Origin of the sequence: Peribacillus sp. YIM B13482 (assembly GCF_042787975.1) — a bacterium.
Lineage (GTDB): Bacteria > Bacillota > Bacilli > Bacillales > DSM-1321 > Peribacillus > Peribacillus simplex_A.
In genome coordinates this window covers 1-22,039 of sequence record NZ_JBHZPF010000012.1, presented here as the reverse complement: position 1 = coordinate 22,039, position 22,039 = coordinate 1, and the positions used below count along the sequence as shown (strand labels likewise).

Here is a 22,039-nt window from a genome sequence, read left to right as displayed (position 1 = left end):
CATATATAGCATTCAATAATAGTGTGTATGTTAGCACGCTTCGATTCAACATTCCTTACTGACTTAAAACCAAAGGTTAAATAATCCTTCATTAACCCCTAAATTATACATATAATATATTCCAAAAACCATGCTAATTGTGCCCATTGTGAATACAAGTGTTCTACTAATTTTAACACGCTTCATACTTAACACAAAAGGGATACCAATAATCGTAGTGAAAAAAAGCATACCAATGACCGTTCCTACTCCAAATAAGAGGATATAAATAGCCGCTTCCCAAACACTCTTTACTGTACTCATCGTCAATATAACCATAGTGCCACTTCCTGCAAGACCATGGACTAGACCAATAGACATCGATTTCAAATATGAAACATGTTTATGTTTGTGTTTATGCTCATGTTTACCACCATGTTCATGGGTATGGACATGTTTATGTTCATCTCCATCATGTCCATGCGTATGTACATGGATACTTTTGAAAGAAAGAATCGTTGTAACACCAAGATAAACAAGCATGATTCCTACTAAAAATTCTAGGGACATAGACCATTTCCCTGGTATTTCACCCTTCATAAGAATAAGAATAATACCAACTATAAATAATGTTATCGTATGACCTATCCCCCAAAATACCCCTGCTAGAGAAGCGTGCCATAACTTTTTGCTTTGACTTGCAATTGTTGATACTGCAATCACATGATCAGGCTCAATTGCATGCCTGATCCCCAAAACAAAACCTATCGTTAAAACTGAAAACAATGTAACATCCATAAATATTTCTCCTTCAAACTTTTTGTCCCTTATAAAGTGAAACTTCCATAAGTGGCGGTTTTTTACAGCCTGATTAACCCGGATAAAAGCCCGGCAACCTTTTGATTGCCGGGTTCTAAGTATTAATACTTTCTTAGAAAACACGGTTTTGTAATAAACCACTCTTGACTAATAATTCGGTGACACTCAGTAAAGATTTTCTCTATTTCTTGTGTCGAGTTAGCTAATACACGAACCGTAAATCCTGGTACAGATAATAAAGATAGTCCAATTTTATATCGATCTGTATTCCCATTAATAGCCTGATATAGCCGATCAAGGAGGTCAGGGCTTGTTTGTTCGCCAACCACAATCATGGAACCTAAATGCGAAAACCCTTCCATGAATCCAATCTTCTCTATATTTTGGGCAGCAGGATTCAATTGAATATGATCATAGGCCACAAGCTCATCGTCCATATAAATTTCATTGATGAATTGAAGCCGATTATAACTGAAACGATCTCCATCCGGAGACCACCCAGGGGTCAAAATGTCGGAATAAAGGAAAGTCGCCCCTTTCTCCATGCGAATGACATTTTTTTGTTTATAGCGCGCGTCCTGATACATAATAAGCGGATCCGGAATATATTCGAGATAACATCCAGACTGTAGAATGATCTCTGTTTCCTGGTAGGCATGAGTGTTAGGTGTCTTATAAACCTTTGTTGCGGATTGTGTCGTTAAGGTTAGTCTCGCTTGCTTCTCGAGCGTAATTTGTATTTTATAGCGATCTCCGTCTAAATAGCCTCCACCGGGGTTCAATATATAATAACAAGCTTGTCCAGAGTCGTTATGATAAACCGGACGCATCACTTTCAATGCGCCCTGAAAATATACATTTTTCGCTACAGTCTTTCCATTCCTATCTTCGACATCTAGACACAAAACTCCAGTCCAGTCTTCCATTATTCCAATCCTTTTAATAATGCATTCTTCATAAGCCAGTTAATGACCTGATCAAGCCCCGTGTTATCTTTTAAATTGGTGAAAACAAACGGTTTATTCCCGCGAAAAACCTTCGTATCAGACTCCATCACTTCGAGGCTTGCGCCAACGAAAGGAGCTAAATCCGTTTTATTAATGATGAATAAATCTGATTTAATCATCCCTTGGCCACCTTTACGCGGAATTTTTTCGCCTTGAGCTACATCAATAATATAGATGGAGAAATCCACAAGCTCTGGGCTGAAAGTCGCCGCAAGATTATCGCCTCCACTTTCCACAAAAATGAGCTCTACGTCCGGATGCTTCTCTTTTAATTCATCTATAGCCGCAAAATTCATGGAGGCGTCTTCACGAATAGCTGTATGTGGACATCCGCCTGTTTCAACCCCAATAATACGGTCTGCCGGTAGGACTCCATTCTGCATTAAAAATTTGGCATCTTCTTTTGTATAAATATCATTCGTCACAACGGCCATGCTGATTTCACCTTCTAAATGACGGGTTAGCCTTTCAACCAACATCGTTTTTCCGGCTCCAACAGGTCCGCCTACTCCAATTTTAATCGGTTCCATATAAAAACACTCCTTCTATATTAAGACATGAAAATACGAATGTTCACACGTTCATGTTTCATTTGAGATAACTCTAAACCTGGTGAAATGATTCCAAAATCCTCTTTATCCAAAGTTTGAATTTTTTCTGTCGCCTCTATTAAAGCACTTTGAAACTCATGAATCGTCTTCTGTCCCGCGGTTTGTCCTAACGGAATCGCACGAACGGCATTTTGAACAAGACTTGAAATAGTAGAATACAAATAATAGAGGGTGGTAGTTGATTTCGGAACACCAAGATGGTGCCCTATCATCGTAAAAGCAATAGCTGGATGTCCAAAGGAGTGCTTCTCCTTAATCCGTTTTTGATATTGCGAGTGAACAGGAAACTCATATAAAGATCCCACAAGGTTCACCATGCGTTCTCCCATTCTTTTGGTACCTTCTCTCGTTTCACGCGGCAAATTTTGAACCGTCAGCATTCGATCGACCTTCCACACCGTTTGTACATCCTCATTTTCCAAGGCATCATAGACAAGACGGGTTGCCAGCCCATCTGAATAGACAAGCTGTTCATTTAAATATACGTGAAGCCACTTGGAAAACGATGCTTGATCATACACTTGATCTTCTTGAATATACGTCTCTAGACCATATGAATGACTAAAAGCACCAGTTGGAAAATTCGAATCACATAGTTGGAATAAAGAAAGAATATTAGGATTCATGGCTATGTCCAATATGGCGAAAAGCCTGTTTTACCTTCCGATCTTCACGTGTAAAAGGAATTTGAAACTCTTGAAGCAATTCTTCAACAAGATAATCATACTGAACGAGCATATTATTCTCTTCAAATTGAGCTGGAAGGTGACGATTCCCCAATTGGTGGGCAATCGTTCCCATTTCATTTAAACTTCGCGGGCTAATGACTAATAGATCATCGGTAAGGACATCTACGACAATCATATTTTTATCATCCATATATAAAACATCGCCCGCCTTAAGGTCACGCAGTTCTTTTAAGCGAATGCCAATTTCGTGGCCGTGGTCGGTGGTCACTCTTTGAATCCGTTTCACTAAATTAGCACTTTCCAGGTACACCTTTTCCATATGGCGTTTCGCAATTTCTTCTCTGTCCATTGCGTCGATATTTGTAACAATTTTTTCAATGATCAATATTTTCACCTCAAAATAAGACTTAAAATAAGAAATAGCGTTGTCCCATCGGTACTATGTCCACAGGTTCACAAGTAATGAGTTCCCCGTTTACTTTTACCTCATACGTTTGTGGATCAACCGTAATCTCAGGCGTTTCGGAATTAAGCTTCATATCTTTTTTCGTTAAGTTTCGAATACCATGAACTGGAAGAACCGTTTTTTCCAAGCCTAATTTTTCATGCACTTTATCATCAAAAGCGACTTGAGAAACAAAGGTAATTGAGCTCTTAGACAAGGCTTTTCCATAAGATCCATACATTGGCCGATAAATAACTGGCTGTGGTGTCGGAATGGACGCATTGGCATCACCCATTAAGCTTTCTACGACAAAGCCATTTTTAAGAATCATTTCAGGCTTCACGCCGAAAAATGCCGGTGACCAAATGACAAGGTCCGCCATTTTTCCGACTTCAATCGAACCGACATATTCAGAAATACCATGAGTGATAGCAGGGTTAATCGTATATTTAGCTACATAACGCTTTGCGCGATTATTATCAGAAAGCTTGCTGTCACCTTCCAACGCTCCTCGCTGTTTTTTCATTTTATCTGCTGTTTGCCATGTACGTAAAATAACCTCGCCAATTCGTCCCATTGCTTGTGCATCTGAGCTAACCATACTGAATACACCCATGTCTTGAAGAATATCTTCAGCCGCAATCGTTTCGCGTCTAATCCTTGAATCAGCAAAGGCAAGATCTTCAGGAATAGATGGGTTTAAATGGTGACACACCATTAACATATCCAAATGCTCGTCAATCGTATTAATTGTATATGGCAATGTCGGGTTTGTAGATGATGGAAGAACATTCATAAAGCTCGCTGATTTAATTAAATCAGGAGCATGTCCGCCCCCTGCCCCTTCCGTATGGTACATATGAATAACTCGGTCTTTAATCGCCGCTAGCGTGTTTTCCAAAAATCCGCCTTCATTCAACGTGTCTGCATGAAGGGCAACTTGTACGTCATATTGGTCCGCTACTCGGAGAGCGTGGTCGATAGCAGAGGCTGTAGCTCCCCAGTCTTCATGCACTTTTAATCCAATTGCGCCAGCACGGACTTGCTCAGCTAACGCCTCATCGTTCGCAGCTTGTCCTTTTCCAGTGAAGCCTACGTTAATTGGAAATCCTTCCGCTGCTTGCAGCATTCTATGAATATTCCATTCACCTGGCGTAACAGTTGTGGCTTTTGATCCTGCAGCAGGACCCGTGCCTCCTCCAATTAAAGTTGTAAGACCGGAAGCTAATGCAGTCTCAACCTGTGCTGGATTAATAAAATGTACATGGGAGTCGATTCCACCAGCTGTGACGATCATCCCTTCCCCAGCAATAATTTCTGTAGAAGCCCCAATTACAATATCCACATTATCCATTACTAAAGGATTTCCGGCTTTTCCGATTCCAGCAATTTTTCCGTCACGGATTGCCATATCCGCTTTATAAATTCCGGTATAGTCTAGAATAACAGCATTTGTAATGACTACATCTGGAACTCCATCTTCGCGAGTTGCAAGAGGATGTTGCCCCATCCCGTCACGGATTACTTTTCCGCCGCCAAAAATGACTTCTTCACCATATGTAGTATAATCTTTCTCAATTTGGATCACTAAATCTGTATCCGCTAAACGAATGGAATCTCCTGTCGTTGGACCATACATCTCGGCATATTGCTTTCGTGACATTTTGAAACTCATTGATTTCCCCCTCTTTCCACGGATCCATCTGTTTTATTATTTAATCCATACACACGACGTTCTCCACCAAAATCAATCAATTCTATTTCTTTTTCATCTCCAGGCTCAAAACGAACGGCAGCACCCGCAGGAACGTTTAACCGTTTCCCAAACGCTTCTTCGCGATTGAATTGAAGAGCTTCATTGACTTCATAAAAATGGAAATGGGAGCCAATTTGAACAGGCCGATCTCCTGTATTAATTACAGACAGCTTTGTGACTATTTTCCCGGCATTACAAATAATTTCTTCTTCTTTTAAAAATAGTTGCCCTGGTATCATTTAGCATGCCTCCTTGTCGATTCTTATCTGATTGGATTATGAACAGTTACTAGTTTCGTTCCATCAGGAAAAGTAGCTTCTACTTGAATATCGTGGATCATCTCTGGAATACCTTCCATAACATCTTCGCGCGACAAAATCATTGCACCATATTCCATCAATTGTGCAACTGTTCTTCCATCCCTTGCCCCTTCTAACACTTCATAGGTGATAAGTGCTACGGCTTCTGGATGATTTAATTTTAATCCTCTTTCTTTTCGTCGCTTAGCAAGATCAGCTGCCACTACAATCATGAGCTTATCTATCTCACGCGGTAATAATTGCATCGTAAAGCCTCCCCATTTTTAAAATGACTAAGTATAGCGAAAATTCCATCAATTTTTGAGACCTTTCTTCCAAACCAATTGGGATGTATGAACTATTTATCCCCCTTCAAATGCTCGCCTGACTCCTCAAAGATATAAGGTAGACATTACACCCTGTTATCTGAGATAAACGGAAAATCCCTCTTTATATGGCCTGCTTTTTTACTAATGGAGAATCAAATATTCATCAAAAACGTTACCTGAATTATCTGAAATCAAATGATAAAAAAATACCATTAAACCCCATGCGGAACATCACTATTTTAGAAAAACAATGATGTAGGAATTAACCTTATTTTTACTTCATTGATAAAAAAATTCAGATTTTACAATAAAATGAAGGATTGATTCCCCTGAAACATTAATATATCATAATATACATATATATCAAATTATATATGGTTTTATGTATTTAATAGTTAAGTGAATGGACTTTGTAAGGAGGAAATTTAAGAAAAGCTATTAAAGGAGGGAGAACTCTTTCCGGAAACATAGGACTTGCAAAAATCCCCTATAAAAAAAGTAAACTTGGAAAAATGATTATCTTACATTTTTCGTTTAGGTTATTACATTGCCCTTCTGCTGAACTTAAACTCTTGATGCATGATTAACAAGTTATGTGTCAGAGGATATTTTTTAAAACTGTAGAAAATGAAATGATTGTATCTGAACCTATTTTTTTTAATATCTTAATTGAGGGGTTAGTATTATGCAAAAAGACAAACGGACTTCATTGACCGATGGAATGTTTCTTTCTTTAATGAAGTCATCACTGAAAGGAATCTCTCAAGTCATATTGATTGAGAATGCTGTTACTGGTTTCATAATTCTAATGGCGATCACGATTTACTCTTATCATTTAGGGATTATTACTCTATCTTCTGCTATCATAGGAACGCTAATCGGAAAACTGGGAGGTGCTAATGAAAACAGTGTGAATTCAGGTTTATACGGATATAACTCCGTGTTAACAGGCATTGCACTAACATTGTTTTTAACTGGACCGTCTCAGTGGTTTATCGCTTTAGTTGGAGCTGCTTTAGCCGCAATCTTTTCCGCAGCAATGGTGCATTTCATGAGAAACACAGGGATTCCCATCCTTACATTCCCTTTTATCATTCTGACCTGGTTTATGTTGCTTGTATCTTACAAGTTAAAGGCTTTCCAGTTAAGTCCGGGACTAGTTCCTCAAGACTTATCACACTGGACCTTAAACATCTCTGGAAAAGTTAATTGGCTGGAAGGGAGTTTTAATGGGATAGGGCAAATTTTTTTTCTAGATAGTACCTTAGCTGGCATTCTGTTATTTATTGGCGTATTTTGGGCCGGATGGAAATATGGTCTTTTTTCCATTTTAGGTAATGCTTTCGCATTACTCATATCATTCGTACTTGGAGGGGAACACTCGCTAATTATCATGGGTCTTTATGGCTACAATGCGATTTTAACCTGCATTGCCGTATCTATAGTTTTTAAAGAGGACCATAATCGATTTGCGCCTATATCAGGGATTATCGCAGCTTGTGTGACAGTACCCTTATCGGCAAGTGTTGCTACCTGGCTTTTACCCTATGGACTCCCAGCCCTGACAATGCCTTTCGTTCTTAGTACCTGGCTTTTCCTAGGCGCGAGAAAAGTCCTTCCCAGGTTGTAACAAATTTGACTTTTGAGAATGGAGCATGGGGCATTACTTCCAAAGACCGCTACCTTTTAAGTAACCAGCGGGAAACATTAAGTGGTTCTCATGTTATGGCTTGATCAATAAAGAAAATAAAAATCGCTCCTTTAGTTAGCTTGTTGTGTTGACTTACATTTACTAATTCGCATTCCCTAACGCATCGTCAATTGCCCTGTAGCCATTGTTTAGATAAGGTTTTCAAATGAACTTAATTTTCGATTCATTGAATTAGCTGATTAGTTCAATTAGAAAAAGACTGGCGCTGCACCCCCTGTTGTAATGCACCTGTTAGCGAAATAAGGGAAGCGATTTAGGAACACGGTTTATAAAGAAGATGAAACTCTACCAATTATATTAATAAGAAATAGAGCAAGCTCAAATTCTTCTTGCTCTCTTCTTAAGCTATTATTCTATAACAAATCTATCTGTGTGTACTTTTTTATCTTTTTCCCAAGTAACAGAAGCTTTATAGGTATTTTCTTTTTTTGGTGCATCCCCTAAATAAAGTGACTCATAATAAAAAGGATGTAATTTAGTCTCTGTTCCATCTTCTGCTCTTCCTTCTTTAAAACTTGTAAGAGTTATTAGAGTTTTATCATTCTCTAATAGCGCTATTTCTTTGACAACAACTTTGTCATCATTAAGTTGTTTAATCGAGGCATCCCAGCCAGTTGGTTCACTTGGATCTCTATTTTCTTTATAACTCACTTTCCACATATCGTTATCCGATTTCCCAGAAATAGATCCAGTGGAGTTATACCAATAAATACCTAACAAAATTACTAATAGCGGTATAAAGAAAACTAAATAACTTTTTTTCATTGTATTCCCTCCAAGTTAAAATTTAAGGCAATTTCTTGCTTGTGACACTCGAAGGTGATAATCATCAACTCCATTGTTTCTTAAGAAATCAAAAGGCATATTCATGCAATTTTTTCCTAGACCCTCTCCACGTTTTTTTGTATTAAGTAATATAAATTTACATATCCAATTTTGTTTACTTATCACGCTTAGTAAGTTCAAGTTGACCAATGGGTGTTCTGTGTTCTATCACTAATACAAATTCTTCAGGGAATAAAACAATTTGTTTTTCAAGCCAACCAAGATATTCATCTTCGTTTCCGAAGTCTTTATCTGCCAAAACTAATAATGAAAGAATCTCTTCGAAAAGGAATCACATAATTCCGATGCTTTTTAAATCTATTGGTTCAAAATCCAAAAATAACTCTCACTTCTTATAAAGATATAATTATACATCCAGGCATTGATATCCTTGTTGAACTCCCTCAGATTGAAAAAGGTGCTCCAAAGGATCCTGAAAATCGTCAACATGATAGGCAGAAAACTCAGTTTTACTTATTTCTATTGTAAAACACCTCATTAATTCTCCACACAATGACTGTTCAGATACAGATAAAGGCCCTCTGTTCTTTCAGAAAACCTTTACTGGCCTTTTCCAAAACTCCATCTATCTCCTATATATGAAAATCCCCAAAATAAGTTTACACGACAAAAAGTATCTTGAAATAAGTACGCTTTGCTATTTAGTTCATTTCTTTTAAAGTAATGAATCAGGTTTGAGTTTCATTTGATGATGTTTCTATAAAATGTACTTTTAACGTTATTTAATTTTTATAGAAGTAATCAACGATAACTAAGCAAGGGTTTTCCTCGTGAAAATGTTTTATGGTATGATAATTAGATTGTTTATCTACCCTGTGACACATTTACATTCATCTAAGAAAAGAGGTATTTATGCACGCTACAAAACTATCCAAGCGACATTGGTTACTCATCTTAACACTTACTTTATTAACATTTGTTCTCGGGACAAGCGAATTTGTTATCATCGGGATCTTAACCGATATTTCCTCGAGTCTCCATATTACAAATGCAAAAGCAGGCACACTCGTTTCTGCGTTTGCGATTACGTTTGCCATTGCCACACCACTCGTAATGTCGGCAACAAGTCATTTTCCAAAGCGTAAATGGATGTTGTTTTTGATAGGTTCGTTCATCATCCTGAATGCTTTGTGCGTGATTTCGACAAGCTACATCATGCTCCTTGCACTTCGGATGATGACTGCGATTGTAACAGGAGTTTTAATTTCTCTTGCCATGATTGTTGCAAGTGAAGCCATGCCGATCGCAAAACGTGGACTTGCTATATCATTCGTTTTCGGTGGTTTTACTCTTGCAAACGTGATTGGAGTACCAATAGGCACGGTCATAGCCGAAATGTACGACTGGAATGCAACCTTCCTGTTAACGACTTTTCTCGGTGGAATTGCATTTTTGGCATCTTTCTTCATTTTGCCTACTATGCACAGCCCATTTCGCAGTTCGATGCGCGAGCAATTTTCTTTGTTAACACACCCACGAATCTTAATGGCTTTTTTCATTCCATCTCTTGGATTTGGGGCTACGTATGCCGTTTATACGTATCTTGTTCCGATCCTGAAAGTAATGGAAGCACCAAGTAGTTCAATCAGTTTGATTTTGTTTGGCTATGGATTCATTTCCATTTTCAGCAACATACTCGCTGGTAAAATTGCCAGCTACAATGCTATCGGGCGCCTCCGGTTTGTTTTCCTCGTGCAAGCAATTGTTCTGATCAGTTTATATTGGACGACAAATAATTTTATCTTTGGATTGGTTAACATTGGCTTGATGTCATTAATGGCCATCCTTTTAACAACATCTACTCAGCTTTATTTGATAGACCTTGCCGGTATTTATCAACCAAAAGCTACAGGACTAGCTGCTTCACTGATGCCAGTGGCAAGCAATGTCGGTATCGCCTTTGGTTCCGCATTAGGCGGAATTGTTTACCATCAGGGAAATTTGATGAGTGTGTCATTGGTCGGTGGGCTGGTTGCTATCTGTGCAAGTCTTCTCACTTTCCTAAGTTATCGCTTAGACCAAAAACAAAAGAAAGCAGCATAACCTTGGGAATGGAATTTCACTATCTGGGATTCAATTGCTTCATTCTTTTGCCCGTCGTTTCATCGAAATGACGTCTCTGTCGAATAAAGTAAATGAGGGACACTGATTGTGTCAGCACCCCCATACGACTGCCTGTCGCACAAAAAGCTGCCTTAAAGACAGCTCCGATTTTAAGCTAGCGCACCTGTTAGTTTCAAGAAAAAAAACTGATTTCGTAGTGAAATTGGTTTTTTTATTTTTTACTTCCTCGAGACCAGATAACCACTGGAATCAATAATATAGATAATAACCCTCCAATAAATGATAATGTTGTATAACTTGAACCAGCCACAATCATTCCAGATAAGGCTCCACCAGAAGCTCCTGATAATGCAATTAAAACATCCACTGTACCTTGAGTTTTAGCCCGAGTTGAAGTTTCAGTTGAATCAACAATAAGAGCAGTCCCACTTATTAAACCAAAATTCCATCCTAATCCAAGTAAAGAAAGAGCAATTACTAGGAGAATCATAGAATCACCTGGTGCAATCGCTGATATTAAACCTGCCAGAAGCAACGTAGCTCCAGAGGCAATAGCCATAGCAGTACGACCAAACTTATCAACAAGGACACCTGTAACCAGTGAAGGGAGATACATTGCCCCTATATGAAAACCAATAACAAGACCTATTTCACCCAAGTTATGTCCATGATGTCTCATATGAACTGGTGTCATTGTCATAATAGCCACCATTACGATTTGAGTAAGAACCATAACTGTCGCACCAACAATAATACCTCTTTTGTTTGCTATTTGTTCAGTATCAGCCGAATGTCCTATTCGATCACTATCTTGGTTGGAAGCTTCTATCGTTCTTGCGATAACTAATGGGTCTGGGCGAAGCATGACGAAAAGTACAAGACCTGCCAGGATAAATGCTGCTGCTGATAAAATGAAAGGACCAGCAAGTGATGGAATGCCAATAGATGTAGCAAAATCCCCCATTACATTCACTAAATTCGGACCTGCAACTGCACCAAATGTTGTAAACACCATTGTAATACTAATAGCAGTAGCTCGTTGTTTATTGTTCGCTAAGTCCGTACCAGCGTAACGAGCTTGTAAATTTGTCGCTGTTCCTGCACCATAAATAAGCAGGGAAGCAAATAAAAGGAAAACACTATTTATTATAGCTGCAGTTATGACTCCTATTGCTCCAAGTCCACCTATCATAAAACCTGCTGTTAGACCTGTACGACGACCGTAACGTTGAGAAAGTCTCCCTACGATTAAAGCAGCCCCTGCAGACCCTAAAGTAAATAAACCCGAAGGAAGTCCAGCAAATGCATCAGTGCCAAGCATTTGTTGTGCAAGAAGTGCCCCCACCGTAATTCCAGCCGCTAACCCAGCACCACCAAAAATTTGTGAAATACTTATAATAATTAATGTGCGTTTGTATAACATTTTTTGTTTTTCTTGAGAATCTACATAACTCTGGTTCAATTGATATGCTTTATTAGACATTTGTTAATACCTCATTTATCATTCTGTAATTTCCAATCATGTACACCTTCCTCTAGACGAAATGCATTAAAACCTTTGGATCTTAAAAGTTCAACAGCTTCCACTGACATTAAACAGTAACAACCACGACAATAAGCAATCACATCACAATTGGTTGGTAAAGTTGAGAGTTTCTCGCTTAACTCTTCAATTGGCATAGAAACTGCACCAGGAATATGAGCTTCTTCATACTCCTCCATAGGTCTTACATCCAACAAAATAGCTTCACCTTTATCCATCCGTTCTTTAAGTTCTGAAAGTGAAACCCCATCCGTGCCAAGATTGGCATTTAAGAACTCTTGCTTAATTTGTTGAACCTGTACAAACTGTTTTTCTGCTAATGTATGCAAGGAAGTTAAAAAATCCGAAATGGCTGCATCTGCTAGTTCGTAAATGACGTAGTTCCCTTTCTTCTGAAACTTTACCAATCTAGAATTAGCAAGGGTTTGTAAATGTTGAGATACATTCGCCACAGACATATTAGTAGCTTTAGATAATGCCTCCACCGACTTTGGACCATGAGATAAAATATCAAGAATTTCCAACCGTTTTGGACTAGAAAGACTTTTACCTATTCTTGCGAACTCTTGATACAATAAATCCTTTAAATATCGATCATCAAACATGTAAAATCACCCTCTATCTATTCAAGTGTTTTATTCAATACTTGAATATTAATCAAAACTATAAGAATTGTAAAATAATTCCTTAACTCCAACCGTTTGTTAAAAGTTCCCCTTTTGTACTTAGTATGGCACTAAACCATATAAATGGGTATATAAAACAGTCTGTTTTCATGCAGAAAAGACTGCAGAGTCATCTCCAGACCATTTTCGCACAATATGAATACACTAAGCTTGTTGAACGAACCCCCCTTTAGTTCTATAAGAAAAAGCCGCCTTTAAGACAGCTCCAATCTTCAGCTAACGCACATGTCAGTTCAACAAAACCGGGTTTTCACCGTGTATTATGTTCATCAAAAATCAAACTAGTGGGAAATCCGTTAGTTCCTTAGCGCTTTTCTAACTTTCTTTGCAAAAACTAATGGATCATCAACAGCTTCGATATTAACGTAAATCAAATTCGGATTATCAAATAGCCACTCATTGTGTATGGATGAAACTATTATTCCTTGTTTAAGAATCAAAGCAACAAAATTCTTGACTTCTTTTTGCAAGAGTGCAACCCTACCTAGGCACAATGCTCGTCCAGTCTGATTATCTCTTGATTCAAATGAGAAAGAAGAGGTTACTCTAAAACGTTTTCCTAAAATTTTTGCTTTTATTTCATTTCGGTTTATGGTTGTTACACATTTCCCACCCGCAAAACCTTCTTGTCCACCGATAATTCTAGCAAACTTTTGACAAATTAATTCATCATTAGATGCCATCTATTCATCCCCTCCCTAATATTAATAGAATATGAATCAATGAATAGATCCGAAACGGATATGAATCTATTTTGAAATGAAAACTATTTTTATATCTTGTTCAAACTATACTGCTCCTGTTAGCTCCATAAGAAAAGAGCTGATCACCAAAGCTCACTAATGAACCATTTATTAGAGGTGGAACAATTATTATTCAAGCATCAATATCCTCTGTAATGAAAAACAAGCTTAATAAAAATCTCTCTAAAACTTAATCGATAATACAAGCCTTGCCTATAAAAAAACAAGGCCTTATTGGCCCTGCATTTTATTCGACTATTACTTTCCCAACCATTCCTTTCTCGAAATGGTACCGACATATCAGTTCATATGTACCGGACTGTTTCGGATTCACGGTAATGTTTTTTTCTTCACCTGGCTGGAGCTCAACGTCAATTCCGAGCTTTTCCAGTGTGAAGGTGTGCTCTTTACTGCCTTTGTTTTTCAATATCAACGTTGTGCCTGTTCCATTCGGAATAGTGATGACTTTCGGATTAAAGAAATCATCGTTCAACTCGACCTCAATCGATTTCCCCGTCTCCATAGGCTGATTTATAACACCGGATTCGGCAAATACGCCGAGTGAGCCTACTGTTGCCACAACTACAACAATTGCAAGCACAACGCCCAATCCTGTTACCCACTTTTTCATAGACATTCGCAATCCCTCCTTTCCTCTATTTTTTTCTAATTCATTAAATATTATTACTATAAATTTGGTTGCGTGCTTTCAAATAGTAACTTTTTTATCTGAAACAGTGAAAAGAGGGTGATCGACTCTAATCTTCTGGAGTCTATTCTTATGCAACTAAACTGCCCGTTTATCCATAAGAAAACGAGCTGCCAAGGCAGCTCCCTTATTTGAAGTAAAGCACTTGTTATCTGAATAAGTAGTTACCTTTTATTTCTCGTTTAATTGCTCTACCCACTCTATAAACCAATCTTGAGGTTTCTTAACAATATTTTTAGTAGGTGGGTCAATTTCAAGATTTACTTGAGAAAAGGCTTTCCCATTAGAATAAGCTTGAACGATCAGTTTACCGGCTACAACGGTATTGGCATATTCATGGCTGTGACCGGTAAAAATGAATCGACCTCATCATCGATTTTTGGAGCCATCTATAGCTCCACTGGAATTTGCCCCTGACTGATCTGATTTAGCTGAATCATGTGCCAGTACAACAATTACTTTGATCCCTTTTTCCTTTAAAAGCTTAACGGTTCGGTTAATAGCTGTAACTTCATCCGTAATTTCTACTTCCTTTCGATTTTCAGGCGCCACATACAGGTTAGTCTCTTTTGTGACGACACCGATAAAGCCAATATTTATTCCGTCAATTTGTTTAATAACATACGGTGGTAACAAGGGAGTACCCGATTTTGTATCGATGATATTTGCAGAACTGTAAGAAGTATTGGCACCTTGAAAATAACCTGTTTTTTTATTGAATCCTCCATAAATAAGACGTTTCATCTCATTTACGCCTTGGTCTAATTCATGATTTCCAGGTGTCCCGACATCAAAGTGCAGGAGATTTAAAAATTCAATCGTGGGTTCATCGAGAAGAGATTGGAGGACTTCCTCCTACCATATCACCAGAATGAACAAGTAGTGTATTTGGGTTTTCTTTTATATACTTTTTTAAATAGGCAGCCAGGTATTCAGCACCCCCTGCCATGGTTCCTGAAACCATTTGATATTTGTTTAGTTGGCCGTGAAAATCATTAACGCCTAACAATTGAACTTGAATGTGGCGGTTGGATGTGGAATGATTCGTTGTGGAATGTTTGGATGATAATGCTGTGATTTTATAAGTTACGAGAATGATGATAAATACCAAGATGAACAAAGAAGTTATGGCCTGAAACTTTGACAACTTCCGATCCCTCCCTCTAGATGTAAATTAAGAATAACTCTGGAATTTTATATCCGTATAAAGGGACCGTGATTTTTTGTTATATTTTAGATAATAATTATTAAATTAACCCAGCACATGCATATCCTTTTAAAAATATTCATACTGCTTAACATTTAGAAATCTGTTAAGATTTTGACTAGATTATTTAAAAAAGGATCCAATTTATTTTCCATTAACCCGATAGTAAAAAAATGCAGCTGCTAATTCAGTTAGTATTGAAATCTGCTCCGTTGTAAAAGAAGTCCAACAAAAGGAGTGTTAATCCTTTTTGGATCAACACTCCCGTTAGTGCAGCAACATTCAACGTTATTTTTTTAGGTTTGCCTTCATTAAAGAGGAAATTTTTTGCTCATCTGTATTTTGGATTTCTTCCAGCTGATTAATAATCAGCTCTTGTCGATGTAAGGAATGGTTTTGACTTAACTTCGCTTTCCCCTCTATCTTGTTGATTTTTATTTTGAAGCCTTGAATTCCTTTGTTCATCCCAGCGAGAAAGTCAGCGTCTAAATCTTGCAATTTGTATGAACTATCAGGGGCTTCATACTTCAATACCATGTCCTGCAAGGAATCCGTTAACTCCTGTTCATCCTCAATAAGTTCGGCTTCGCCGTATACATGAACAGTCACATAATTCCATGTTGGTACTGCTTGATTGGTCTCATACCAAGAGGAGGAGATATAACAGTGAGGACCATGAAAAACTGCTAAGACTGTTTGATTTTTAATATCTTTCCATTGATGGTTCGGACGAGCAAAATGACCATACAAATAGTTTTTCTCCTTATTCAACAGCAGTGGTAAATGTGTAGCAAAAGGCAAGCCTTCATGCATTGAACACAATGTCGCAAAACCATTCTCCTGTATTACATCGTAGGCTACTGCTAATTCTTTTATTTCAAATTGCTTAGGGATATACATAAAAAATCTCCTTTCCACCTGATATAAACTTTTAAACAGACAATTGATTCGTAAAAATTATTAAACACAATCATAGCAACTTTTACTAAATGTCTATCCTCGAGAACCTCATCTATAATTATCCTACCTCACTCTACTTCATTAAAAAAAATACCCCTTAATTATGACCTTTCAAAAAAAGTTATAGTAGTGTTTTGGTCATTATAAAGTCCATTTGTTCTTCATCACCCATATAAAAAGAGTGGGCTCCAGTTTGAACAAACCCCAGTTTCTTGTAAAAGGCAATAGCATTTTCATTTTTCTCCCATACGCCTAGCCAAATTTTCTTTTTGTTATGTTCCATCGCAATTTCCATTGCTTTATTTTGCAGACATTTACCAATCCCAAGTTTTTGAAATTTGTCCTTTATATAAATCCTCTCAATTTCAAGTGATTCATCACCCATTTCTTCAGACTGAGCATCATTGGTATTGATCTTTAAATATCCAGCGACTTCATTATTAAAATAAACAAAAAAGAATTGCGAAGAAATATTGGATAATTCTTTTTCTAATTGTTTTAAGTTAAATGCCTTTTCCAAATAGGCATTCATATTTTCGGGTGTGTTCTGATGCTTAAATGTCTCATTAAACGTTTCATAACTAATTTCTTGAAGTTTGCGTGAATCTTCAAGGGTACACTTTTTTGTATTAATAGTCATTTAAATATATCGCTCCTTTATATAATTAGTAATTTCTCTTGTTTCCCTTTTTTACAAATCCCCAGTCTTTTTCTATATTTTTTCTTACCCTTTGAAGAAGATTGAAAGTGGTTTCTACTTCTCTTTCGGAAAATCCCGCTAATGCAACGATATTGGAATAATCATTTTCTCTTTTTATAAAAGGATAAACATTTTTCCCTTTCTCTGTTGGAAAGAGTTTTTTAATTTTTTTGTTATGTTTATCTTCTTTCTTTTCAATAAATCCATTAATTTCAAGTTTTTTTATAGCACGAGCTGCTGTTGTTCGATCTACTTTTATCATTTCAGCTAACTTTTCTTGAATGATTCCTGGATTTTCACATATCCGTACAAGGTACAAATACTGCCCTTTTGTAAGGTCATATTCTTTAAATTCTATATTACTTATAGAATCTAATGCCCTTGCTATCATTCCAATTTCACGAAGAATTTCCTTCATAATTAACTCCTTAGTACGTATTTTTGTTGCAAATGCAATAAAAAGGATATATATTAAATTTAACTTAAATTCGTTGCATTTGCAACAAAAAAAATAATGATAAAGGGGTCGAGTAAATTGAAATATATTTTTTATGTATTAGGAATTTTAATATTAACCCTTGGTATTTCTTTCACTATACAATCAGACCTTGGAACTTCACCTTTTGATGCACTTTTAGTAGGACTGTCCATAAATGTGGGGCTTACTGTGGGAAGCTGGGAAATAATAATAGCTTTAATATTGATAGGTTGTAATTCATTTTTAAAAAGACAAAGACCAGAAGTTTTGGGGTTGTTAACAGCATTTATAACGGGTATAGGTATTGATATGTGGCTTTTTTTATTGCACAATTTGATAAGACCTGAACTATGGTACAGCAAAGTTGTTTGTTTTGGAATCGGCTTAGTTGTTATAGGATTAGGAACTGCAACATATTTAAACACAAATTTTGCACCGATTCCAGTTGACCGATTAACATTAATCATACAAGAATTAACTAGCACAAATATATTTTTTTCGAGAACATTCATTTACCTCGTATTCTTGATAATGGCAATGATTTCAAATGGACCAATTGGCGTTGGAACCTTATTAACCGTTTGTTTAGGGGGGCTAATACTTAATTACTTTATGCCATTTACTGAAAAAGTATTAGACCGGATATTATCACACTCTAGTACATCACCAAATTATGCTAAAGATAAAAACCATTTAATATAGAATACTTTTTATTTTTCTTGTTCAACTATCCTGCCCCGATAGTTGCATAAAAAAAAGCTGCCTTAAAGACAGCTCCGATCTAGCTAAGGCACCTGTTGGTTTAAGAAAAAAGCGTTATAGGGTCCAATTGATAAGCAATCCTGCTTGTGCTAATCCACCACCGAAACCATATAATAAAATCTTCTCACCATTACTGAGCTTTCCTTCACTTACTCCTTTATCTAAAGCTAATGGTATTGATGCTGAGGAAGTATTTCCATACTCCACTAAGCTATATAATGTACGCTCAATTGGAAAACCACTTCTATCACATATTGACTCAATCATTCTTAAATTTGCACTATGCGGAACAAACCAATCAACATCATTCAAATGGAATTCAGTATTTTTCATCACAGTTTGCATTCCTTTTGGAACAGTAGTAACAGCCCATTTATAAACCTCACGTCCATTTTGCACAAGGTTACCACTATTATTCAAGTCTTCACCATTTATACGTGTCGATAGGTTTGTACTATATAAATGTTTTCCGCCTGCTCCTTCCGAATATAAATGTGAAGAAATAAAACTTGGTTGTTGTTCATCATATTCTACAAGAACTGCTCCTCCACCATCTCCAAATAAAATACAAGTGGCTCGGTCTTCATAGTCCATAATTTTAGATAGAGTATCAGCTCCAATAACAAGGACTTTCTTGTTTAAACCAGATGTTACTAATCCATTAGCTACATGCAACCCATAAGTAAATCCTGCACAAGCAGCGTTTAAATCAATAGCTCCAGTATTCTTAATACCTAGCTTTGCTTGGACTAAAGAAGCTACACTTGGTGTGTTGAAATCAGGTGAAAAGGTACAGACAATAATCATATCAACATCTTCGACTGATTTATCATACCGTTCCATTAAATCCTTTACAGCTTTATAACTTATATCACTAGTAAACTCTTCTTCATGTGATATTCTTCGTTCTTTAATTCCAGTACGTTTAACAATCCATTCATCATTGGTTTCAATCATTTTTTCTAAGTCTTTATTTGTTAACCTTTTTTCTGGAACATAAGAACCTATCGCAGTAATACGTGCTTTAGATTTAATCACAGAGTAACCACCTCGTTGTATGAATTATATCAATTTCACCACTTGATATTATTACCTGGTACTAATTATAAAGTAAAAAAAATCTTATGCAACTATCCTATCCCTTTAGTTTTATAAAGAAAAGACTGTCTTAAAGACAGTTCCTATCTTCAGTGACATTTTAGTTGGAGAACAACGTATTACTTATAGAAAATATGAGATTACACCTATGAGACATAAGAGTAATGCTACTTTCGTTCAGTTTTGTTGTGACTCTCTAAATGAAATTTTATTTGCAACGTCTTCATCTGGATATTCATATTGGTAATTATCATCTTCCCAAAAACAAATTCTGAGTCCAGTCCTTTCAATATCTTTTTAAAAAGTTTAACATTACATCCCAGTAATTCCCTTCCAAAGTTCTATAATTACGTAGATCTTCTTGTTCAACAATCCTGCCCCGTTAATGCCATAAGAAAAAGGCTGCCGAAGCAACCTTCCTTATTGAAGTAAAGCACCCGTTAGTTTAAGTACAATCCTTCACAAATCATAAGAAAAATGCACCCAAAGTATCTCTCAACAAGCTAGTGAAACTTCTGCTCATTTACTATTTTTATACCATTTATCTGTTTCAAATTCCTCTGGAATCGATTGCTCAACAGCGTCATCAAATCCTAATTGTTCAAGGATTTCCAACCATAAATCTCTTTTAAAATCAGGTAATTTCGTGCCACACCAGGGACAATAGGTTATCTCTATACTTGAGCTACCTCCATCGTGGATTAGTAACCCATATTCATCAAACCTTTTATTATAATTAATCAAAATGTCTGGACAATCAAATGGGTTAGCGTGAATCATGCAATTAATATTAACTTGGTCTTTCATAACCTCGCAGCAGTGATTATTCATAATTATAGTCTAACCCACTGCTTTTGGATTAATAATTTGCCAGGTTAATGTTAGGGGAGTGCTTTTTTGATATTCGCCTCTATCTGTTGATTCTTCTCCTATATCTTTTGCCGCACCTACGATCAAGTTCATATCTTCAATTTCATGACTGCTCCAGCATCCCGTAAGAGACAGAAGCAAAAGAACTAGCAGCGAAATCGAGATAAACCGTACATGTTACGACTGGGCAGCATGCTTTTTCCCCCCCTTCAATCTCGAGATAATGAGTAGCAGAAGTGGCATTATACCAATCAAAAACAACGCGACTTTTCCGATCATATCCCCCAGATTAAATACGTCATTAACATTTTTCGGGATCATGGAAACGATGTATATAACAGGAAGCAAGCCATACATAAATGAATGAATGTTCTTTTTGAAGAGTTGAGCCAGCCCCAAAGCAGCAGCATAGTAACCAATGGTAAAGCTAGTAAATAATTTCATAATCCATATCGTGAGCAACAAAGAATCATACCGTTCAAATACCAAACCGGTTATTTCAAAACTACGTATGAGGTCCATTGTCGGCCATGTTCTCGTTACCACTCCATCGACGGATAACCCTCCTATGACCATCACGACTGTCATCAAGTAAAAGATCAAGGGAATGCTTATTCCAAACAGAACTGCTTTTACGGCTTTATTTGGCTGTTTCATAAACGCCACAAGGAGAAACATGATTTCAAAACCTGTATACGAGAGAGAAGTTGTCTCTATTCCCTTTAGTAAAGGTTTAATTCCCAATCCTAGTACCGGGCGTAGATTATTCAGCTCAAATATTTTAAAGCTCAGTAAGGTAACCAGAAAAAAAATGATGACTGTAATAGGGAATATAATTTCACACAGACGTGCGATCGGATTGATACCTCCTCTGATAAAATAGAGACCTATCCACATAAATGGCAGGATGATGGCCCAGTGGGGGGTGCCTTCCAGCAAAAACACGCTTGTTACGTCGGCCAATGCACGCGCCTGATACCCACAAAGTGTAATAAAATAACCTACAAGGAGGAGACTAAGTAACCATCCCCCCCATTTTCCTACTATTTCTTGGCTATATTGATAAAAGGTTTTTTCAGGAAACTGCTGGCCTAATTTGACAATGATAACTCCTGCCAGCATTGCGATCAAACCACCTAAAATAACGGTTATCCATACATCTGGTGTTTTTACCTTCTCCACAGATGTTCGGGACAAGGTGAAAATTCCTGTTCCAATTATAAAATTGAGAACGATAACTGCTGCTTGCGAAGTCGTAATGCGGTCTTTGGGACTGATTATCATCGCTGGTTCACTTCCTTTCATAAGGAGCTATTACGTGTGGAATCTTTCGTATGCATCATCTTCGGACGACGCTTCATCATCATAAGTGGCATACGAACCATAAAACCTTTCCAGTCCCTTAAGTAATAAAGAAAAAAATAAGTAAAATAAGGATATTTTCTATAACATCAGATGTCCCTTTTTATTTGTCAAAAAAATCAATATAAACACCAGTAAAAGTTACTGGAGCCCAAATAATTAATCCATATTAATATCGCTATGTATTTTAAGCTTTTCATCATGTTATTATTATGGCTTTTATAATTGAAGACTATGTAAAAGAGCAAGCCATTAGCACAGTCCGTAAACACTACGCTTGTTGAACTAACTCCCTCAATAAAGAAAGCAAAACCTCTCGATATCTCCGTTTTTCTTAGATTTTCATAGTAGTTTACCTGCCGGTAA

25 protein-coding genes are annotated in these 22,039 nt (G+C 37.0%); 3 read left to right on the top strand and 22 right to left on the bottom strand.

All coding sequences use genetic code 11. The annotated features are described in order from the left end of the window. Positions 1–63: 63 nt before the first annotated feature. The 8 genes from ACFX4L_RS08500 to ACFX4L_RS08465 all read right to left on the bottom strand — a co-directional run bounded on the left by ACFX4L_RS08500 (position 64) and on the right by ACFX4L_RS08465 (position 5,871). Positions 64–777 (bottom strand): HoxN/HupN/NixA family nickel/cobalt transporter, encoded by a 714-nt coding sequence (locus ACFX4L_RS08500; protein WP_061461649.1) that lies wholly within the window; start codon positions 775–777, stop codon positions 64–66. A 122-nt stretch (positions 778–899) separates the two neighbouring features. Continuing rightward, the gene (locus tag ACFX4L_RS08495; RefSeq protein ID WP_377404722.1) at positions 900–1,724 is read right to left on the bottom strand and encodes an urease accessory protein UreD; all 825 of its coding nucleotides are present in this window, start codon (positions 1,722–1,724) and stop codon (positions 900–902) included. Next, positions 1,724–2,335, bottom strand: a complete 612-nt coding sequence (ureG, locus tag ACFX4L_RS08490; protein ID WP_061461647.1) for an urease accessory protein UreG — start codon at positions 2,333–2,335, stop codon at positions 1,724–1,726. Before ureG ends, ACFX4L_RS08495 begins: the two co-directional genes overlap by 1 nt. 20 nt (positions 2,336–2,355) lie before the next feature. Then, on the bottom strand, positions 2,356–3,042 hold the full coding sequence (locus ACFX4L_RS08485) for an urease accessory protein UreF (protein WP_144529933.1): 687 nt from the start codon (positions 3,040–3,042) through the stop codon (positions 2,356–2,358). Continuing rightward, entirely contained in the window at positions 3,032–3,490 is a 459-nt protein-coding gene (gene ureE, locus ACFX4L_RS08480; protein WP_284471797.1) for an urease accessory protein UreE, read from the bottom strand. The genes ACFX4L_RS08485 and ureE overlap by 11 nt, the downstream gene beginning before the upstream one ends. A 22-nt stretch (positions 3,491–3,512) precedes the next feature. Further along, positions 3,513–5,225 (bottom strand): urease subunit alpha, encoded by a 1,713-nt coding sequence (gene ureC, locus ACFX4L_RS08475; protein WP_284471798.1) that lies wholly within the window; start codon positions 5,223–5,225, stop codon positions 3,513–3,515. Further along, positions 5,222–5,545 carry an urease subunit beta gene (locus ACFX4L_RS08470; RefSeq protein WP_089362802.1) on the bottom strand — a complete coding sequence of 108 codons (324 nt, stop codon included), beginning with the start codon at positions 5,543–5,545 and terminating at the stop codon, positions 5,222–5,224. Before ACFX4L_RS08470 ends, ureC begins: the two co-directional genes overlap by 4 nt. A gap of 23 nt (positions 5,546–5,568) precedes the next feature. Beyond that, positions 5,569–5,871, bottom strand: a complete 303-nt coding sequence (locus tag ACFX4L_RS08465) for an urease subunit gamma (protein WP_061465959.1) — start codon at positions 5,869–5,871, stop codon at positions 5,569–5,571. 748 nt (positions 5,872–6,619) lie between these two features. Here ACFX4L_RS08465 and ACFX4L_RS08460 point away from each other — a divergent pair. Continuing rightward, positions 6,620–7,564 (top strand): urea transporter, encoded by a 945-nt coding sequence (locus tag ACFX4L_RS08460; RefSeq protein ID WP_081108688.1) that lies wholly within the window; start codon positions 6,620–6,622, stop codon positions 7,562–7,564. Positions 7,565–7,993: 429 nt separating this feature from the next. Here the strand turns inward: ACFX4L_RS08460 and ACFX4L_RS08455 are convergent, their stop codons facing one another. Next, on the bottom strand, positions 7,994–8,410 hold the full coding sequence (locus tag ACFX4L_RS08455; protein WP_377404719.1) for a hypothetical protein: 417 nt from the start codon (positions 8,408–8,410) through the stop codon (positions 7,994–7,996). Positions 8,411–9,343: 933 nt separating this feature from the next. Between ACFX4L_RS08455 and ACFX4L_RS08450 the strand changes: the two genes are divergently transcribed. Further along, on the top strand, positions 9,344–10,534 hold the full coding sequence (locus ACFX4L_RS08450) for an MFS transporter (RefSeq protein ID WP_089362800.1): 1,191 nt from the start codon (positions 9,344–9,346) through the stop codon (positions 10,532–10,534). Between the two features lie 232 nt (positions 10,535–10,766). Here the strand turns inward: ACFX4L_RS08450 and ACFX4L_RS08445 are convergent, their stop codons facing one another. From ACFX4L_RS08445 to ACFX4L_RS08405, 9 genes are all read right to left on the bottom strand, one after another. After that, entirely contained in the window at positions 10,767–12,038 is a 1,272-nt protein-coding gene (locus ACFX4L_RS08445) for an MFS transporter (protein ID WP_377383629.1), read from the bottom strand. Between the two features lie 11 nt (positions 12,039–12,049). Further along, positions 12,050–12,703, bottom strand: coding sequence for an ArsR/SmtB family transcription factor (locus tag ACFX4L_RS08440; RefSeq protein WP_377383632.1), 654 nt, complete (start codon positions 12,701–12,703; stop codon positions 12,050–12,052). Positions 12,704–13,080: 377 nt separating this feature from the next. Beyond that, complete coding sequence (locus ACFX4L_RS08435; RefSeq protein ID WP_377383635.1) at positions 13,081–13,467, bottom strand: DUF1259 domain-containing protein; 387 nt, start codon at positions 13,465–13,467, stop codon at positions 13,081–13,083. A gap of 307 nt (positions 13,468–13,774) precedes the next feature. Further along, on the bottom strand, positions 13,775–14,164 hold the full coding sequence (locus ACFX4L_RS08430; protein ID WP_377404716.1) for a cupredoxin domain-containing protein: 390 nt from the start codon (positions 14,162–14,164) through the stop codon (positions 13,775–13,777). A gap of 441 nt (positions 14,165–14,605) precedes the next feature. Beyond that, positions 14,606–14,980, bottom strand: a complete 375-nt coding sequence (locus tag ACFX4L_RS08425) for a metallophosphoesterase family protein (protein ID WP_284471806.1) — start codon at positions 14,978–14,980, stop codon at positions 14,606–14,608. A gap of 82 nt (positions 14,981–15,062) precedes the next feature. Then, a complete protein-coding gene (locus ACFX4L_RS08420) occupies positions 15,063–15,383 on the bottom strand; it encodes a metallophosphoesterase family protein (RefSeq protein ID WP_284471807.1) in 321 nt (106 codons plus the stop codon). A gap of 348 nt (positions 15,384–15,731) precedes the next feature. Continuing rightward, complete coding sequence (locus ACFX4L_RS08415; protein WP_284471808.1) at positions 15,732–16,343, bottom strand: FMN-binding negative transcriptional regulator; 612 nt, start codon at positions 16,341–16,343, stop codon at positions 15,732–15,734. A 181-nt stretch (positions 16,344–16,524) separates the two neighbouring features. Beyond that, positions 16,525–17,043 (bottom strand): spermidine/spermine N(1)-acetyltransferase, encoded by a 519-nt coding sequence (gene paiA / locus ACFX4L_RS08410; RefSeq protein ID WP_284471809.1) that lies wholly within the window; start codon positions 17,041–17,043, stop codon positions 16,525–16,527. A 25-nt stretch (positions 17,044–17,068) separates the two neighbouring features. Further along, a complete protein-coding gene (locus ACFX4L_RS08405; RefSeq protein ID WP_284471810.1) occupies positions 17,069–17,521 on the bottom strand; it encodes a MarR family winged helix-turn-helix transcriptional regulator in 453 nt (150 codons plus the stop codon). Between the two features lie 117 nt (positions 17,522–17,638). Here ACFX4L_RS08405 and ACFX4L_RS08400 point away from each other — a divergent pair, with 117 nt between their 5' ends. Further along, positions 17,639–18,283 carry a YczE/YyaS/YitT family protein gene (locus ACFX4L_RS08400; RefSeq protein ID WP_377383652.1) on the top strand — a complete coding sequence of 215 codons (645 nt, stop codon included), beginning with the start codon at positions 17,639–17,641 and terminating at the stop codon, positions 18,281–18,283. A 114-nt stretch (positions 18,284–18,397) separates the two neighbouring features. Here ACFX4L_RS08400 and ACFX4L_RS08395 read toward each other — a convergent pair whose 3' ends face one another. From ACFX4L_RS08395 to ACFX4L_RS08380, 4 genes are all read right to left on the bottom strand, one after another. Beyond that, entirely contained in the window at positions 18,398–19,381 is a 984-nt protein-coding gene (locus ACFX4L_RS08395) for a ketoacyl-ACP synthase III (RefSeq protein ID WP_377404711.1), read from the bottom strand. A 237-nt stretch (positions 19,382–19,618) separates the two neighbouring features. Then, the gene (locus tag ACFX4L_RS08390; protein WP_377404817.1) at positions 19,619–19,711 is read right to left on the bottom strand and encodes a CPCC family cysteine-rich protein; all 93 of its coding nucleotides are present in this window, start codon (positions 19,709–19,711) and stop codon (positions 19,619–19,621) included. Between the two features lie 249 nt (positions 19,712–19,960). Then, positions 19,961–20,272, bottom strand: a complete 312-nt coding sequence (locus ACFX4L_RS08385; RefSeq protein ID WP_377383657.1) for a DUF6980 family protein — start codon at positions 20,270–20,272, stop codon at positions 19,961–19,963. Positions 20,273–20,488: 216 nt separating this feature from the next. Next, the gene (locus tag ACFX4L_RS08380; protein WP_377404814.1) at positions 20,489–21,595 is read right to left on the bottom strand and encodes a spore germination protein; all 1,107 of its coding nucleotides are present in this window, start codon (positions 21,593–21,595) and stop codon (positions 20,489–20,491) included. Between the last annotated feature and the right edge of the window lie 444 nt (positions 21,596–22,039).

Bases quoted from the DNA above. Each gene is read 5' to 3' on its own strand.
- ACFX4L_RS08500 (WP_061461649.1), bottom strand. From the start codon at position 777: ATGGATGTTACATTGTTTTCAGTTTTAACGATAGGTTTTGTTTTGGGG.
- ACFX4L_RS08495 (WP_377404722.1), bottom strand. From the start codon at position 1,724: ATGGAAGACTGGACTGGAGTTTTGTGTCTAGATGTCGAAGATAGGAAT.
- ureG (WP_061461647.1), bottom strand. From the start codon at position 2,335: ATGGAACCGATTAAAATTGGAGTAGGCGGACCTGTTGGAGCCGGAAAA.
- ACFX4L_RS08485 (WP_144529933.1), bottom strand. From the start codon at position 3,042: ATGAATCCTAATATTCTTTCTTTATTCCAACTATGTGATTCGAATTTT.
- ureC (WP_284471798.1), bottom strand. From the start codon at position 5,225: ATGAGTTTCAAAATGTCACGAAAGCAATATGCCGAGATGTATGGTCCA.
- ACFX4L_RS08470 (WP_089362802.1), bottom strand. From the start codon at position 5,545: ATGATACCAGGGCAACTATTTTTAAAAGAAGAAGAAATTATTTGTAAT.
- ACFX4L_RS08465 (WP_061465959.1), bottom strand. From the start codon at position 5,871: ATGCAATTATTACCGCGTGAGATAGATAAGCTCATGATTGTAGTGGCA.
- ACFX4L_RS08460 (WP_081108688.1), top strand. From the start codon at position 6,620: ATGCAAAAAGACAAACGGACTTCATTGACCGATGGAATGTTTCTTTCT.
- ACFX4L_RS08455 (WP_377404719.1), bottom strand. From the start codon at position 8,410: ATGAAAAAAAGTTATTTAGTTTTCTTTATACCGCTATTAGTAATTTTG.
- ACFX4L_RS08450 (WP_089362800.1), top strand. From the start codon at position 9,344: ATGCACGCTACAAAACTATCCAAGCGACATTGGTTACTCATCTTAACA.
- ACFX4L_RS08445 (WP_377383629.1), bottom strand. From the start codon at position 12,038: ATGTCTAATAAAGCATATCAATTGAACCAGAGTTATGTAGATTCTCAA.
- ACFX4L_RS08440 (WP_377383632.1), bottom strand. From the start codon at position 12,703: ATGTTTGATGATCGATATTTAAAGGATTTATTGTATCAAGAGTTCGCA.
- ACFX4L_RS08435 (WP_377383635.1), bottom strand. From the start codon at position 13,467: ATGGCATCTAATGATGAATTAATTTGTCAAAAGTTTGCTAGAATTATC.
- ACFX4L_RS08430 (WP_377404716.1), bottom strand. From the start codon at position 14,164: ATGTCTATGAAAAAGTGGGTAACAGGATTGGGCGTTGTGCTTGCAATT.
- ACFX4L_RS08425 (WP_284471806.1), bottom strand. From the start codon at position 14,980: ATGAAACGTCTTATTTATGGAGGATTCAATAAAAAAACAGGTTATTTT.
- ACFX4L_RS08415 (WP_284471808.1), bottom strand. From the start codon at position 16,343: ATGTATATCCCTAAGCAATTTGAAATAAAAGAATTAGCAGTAGCCTAC.
- paiA (WP_284471809.1), bottom strand. From the start codon at position 17,043: ATGACTATTAATACAAAAAAGTGTACCCTTGAAGATTCACGCAAACTT.
- ACFX4L_RS08405 (WP_284471810.1), bottom strand. From the start codon at position 17,521: ATGAAGGAAATTCTTCGTGAAATTGGAATGATAGCAAGGGCATTAGAT.
- ACFX4L_RS08385 (WP_377383657.1), bottom strand. From the start codon at position 20,272: ATGAATAATCACTGCTGCGAGGTTATGAAAGACCAAGTTAATATTAAT.
- ACFX4L_RS08380 (WP_377404814.1), bottom strand. From the start codon at position 21,595: ATGATAATCAGTCCCAAAGACCGCATTACGACTTCGCAAGCAGCAGTT.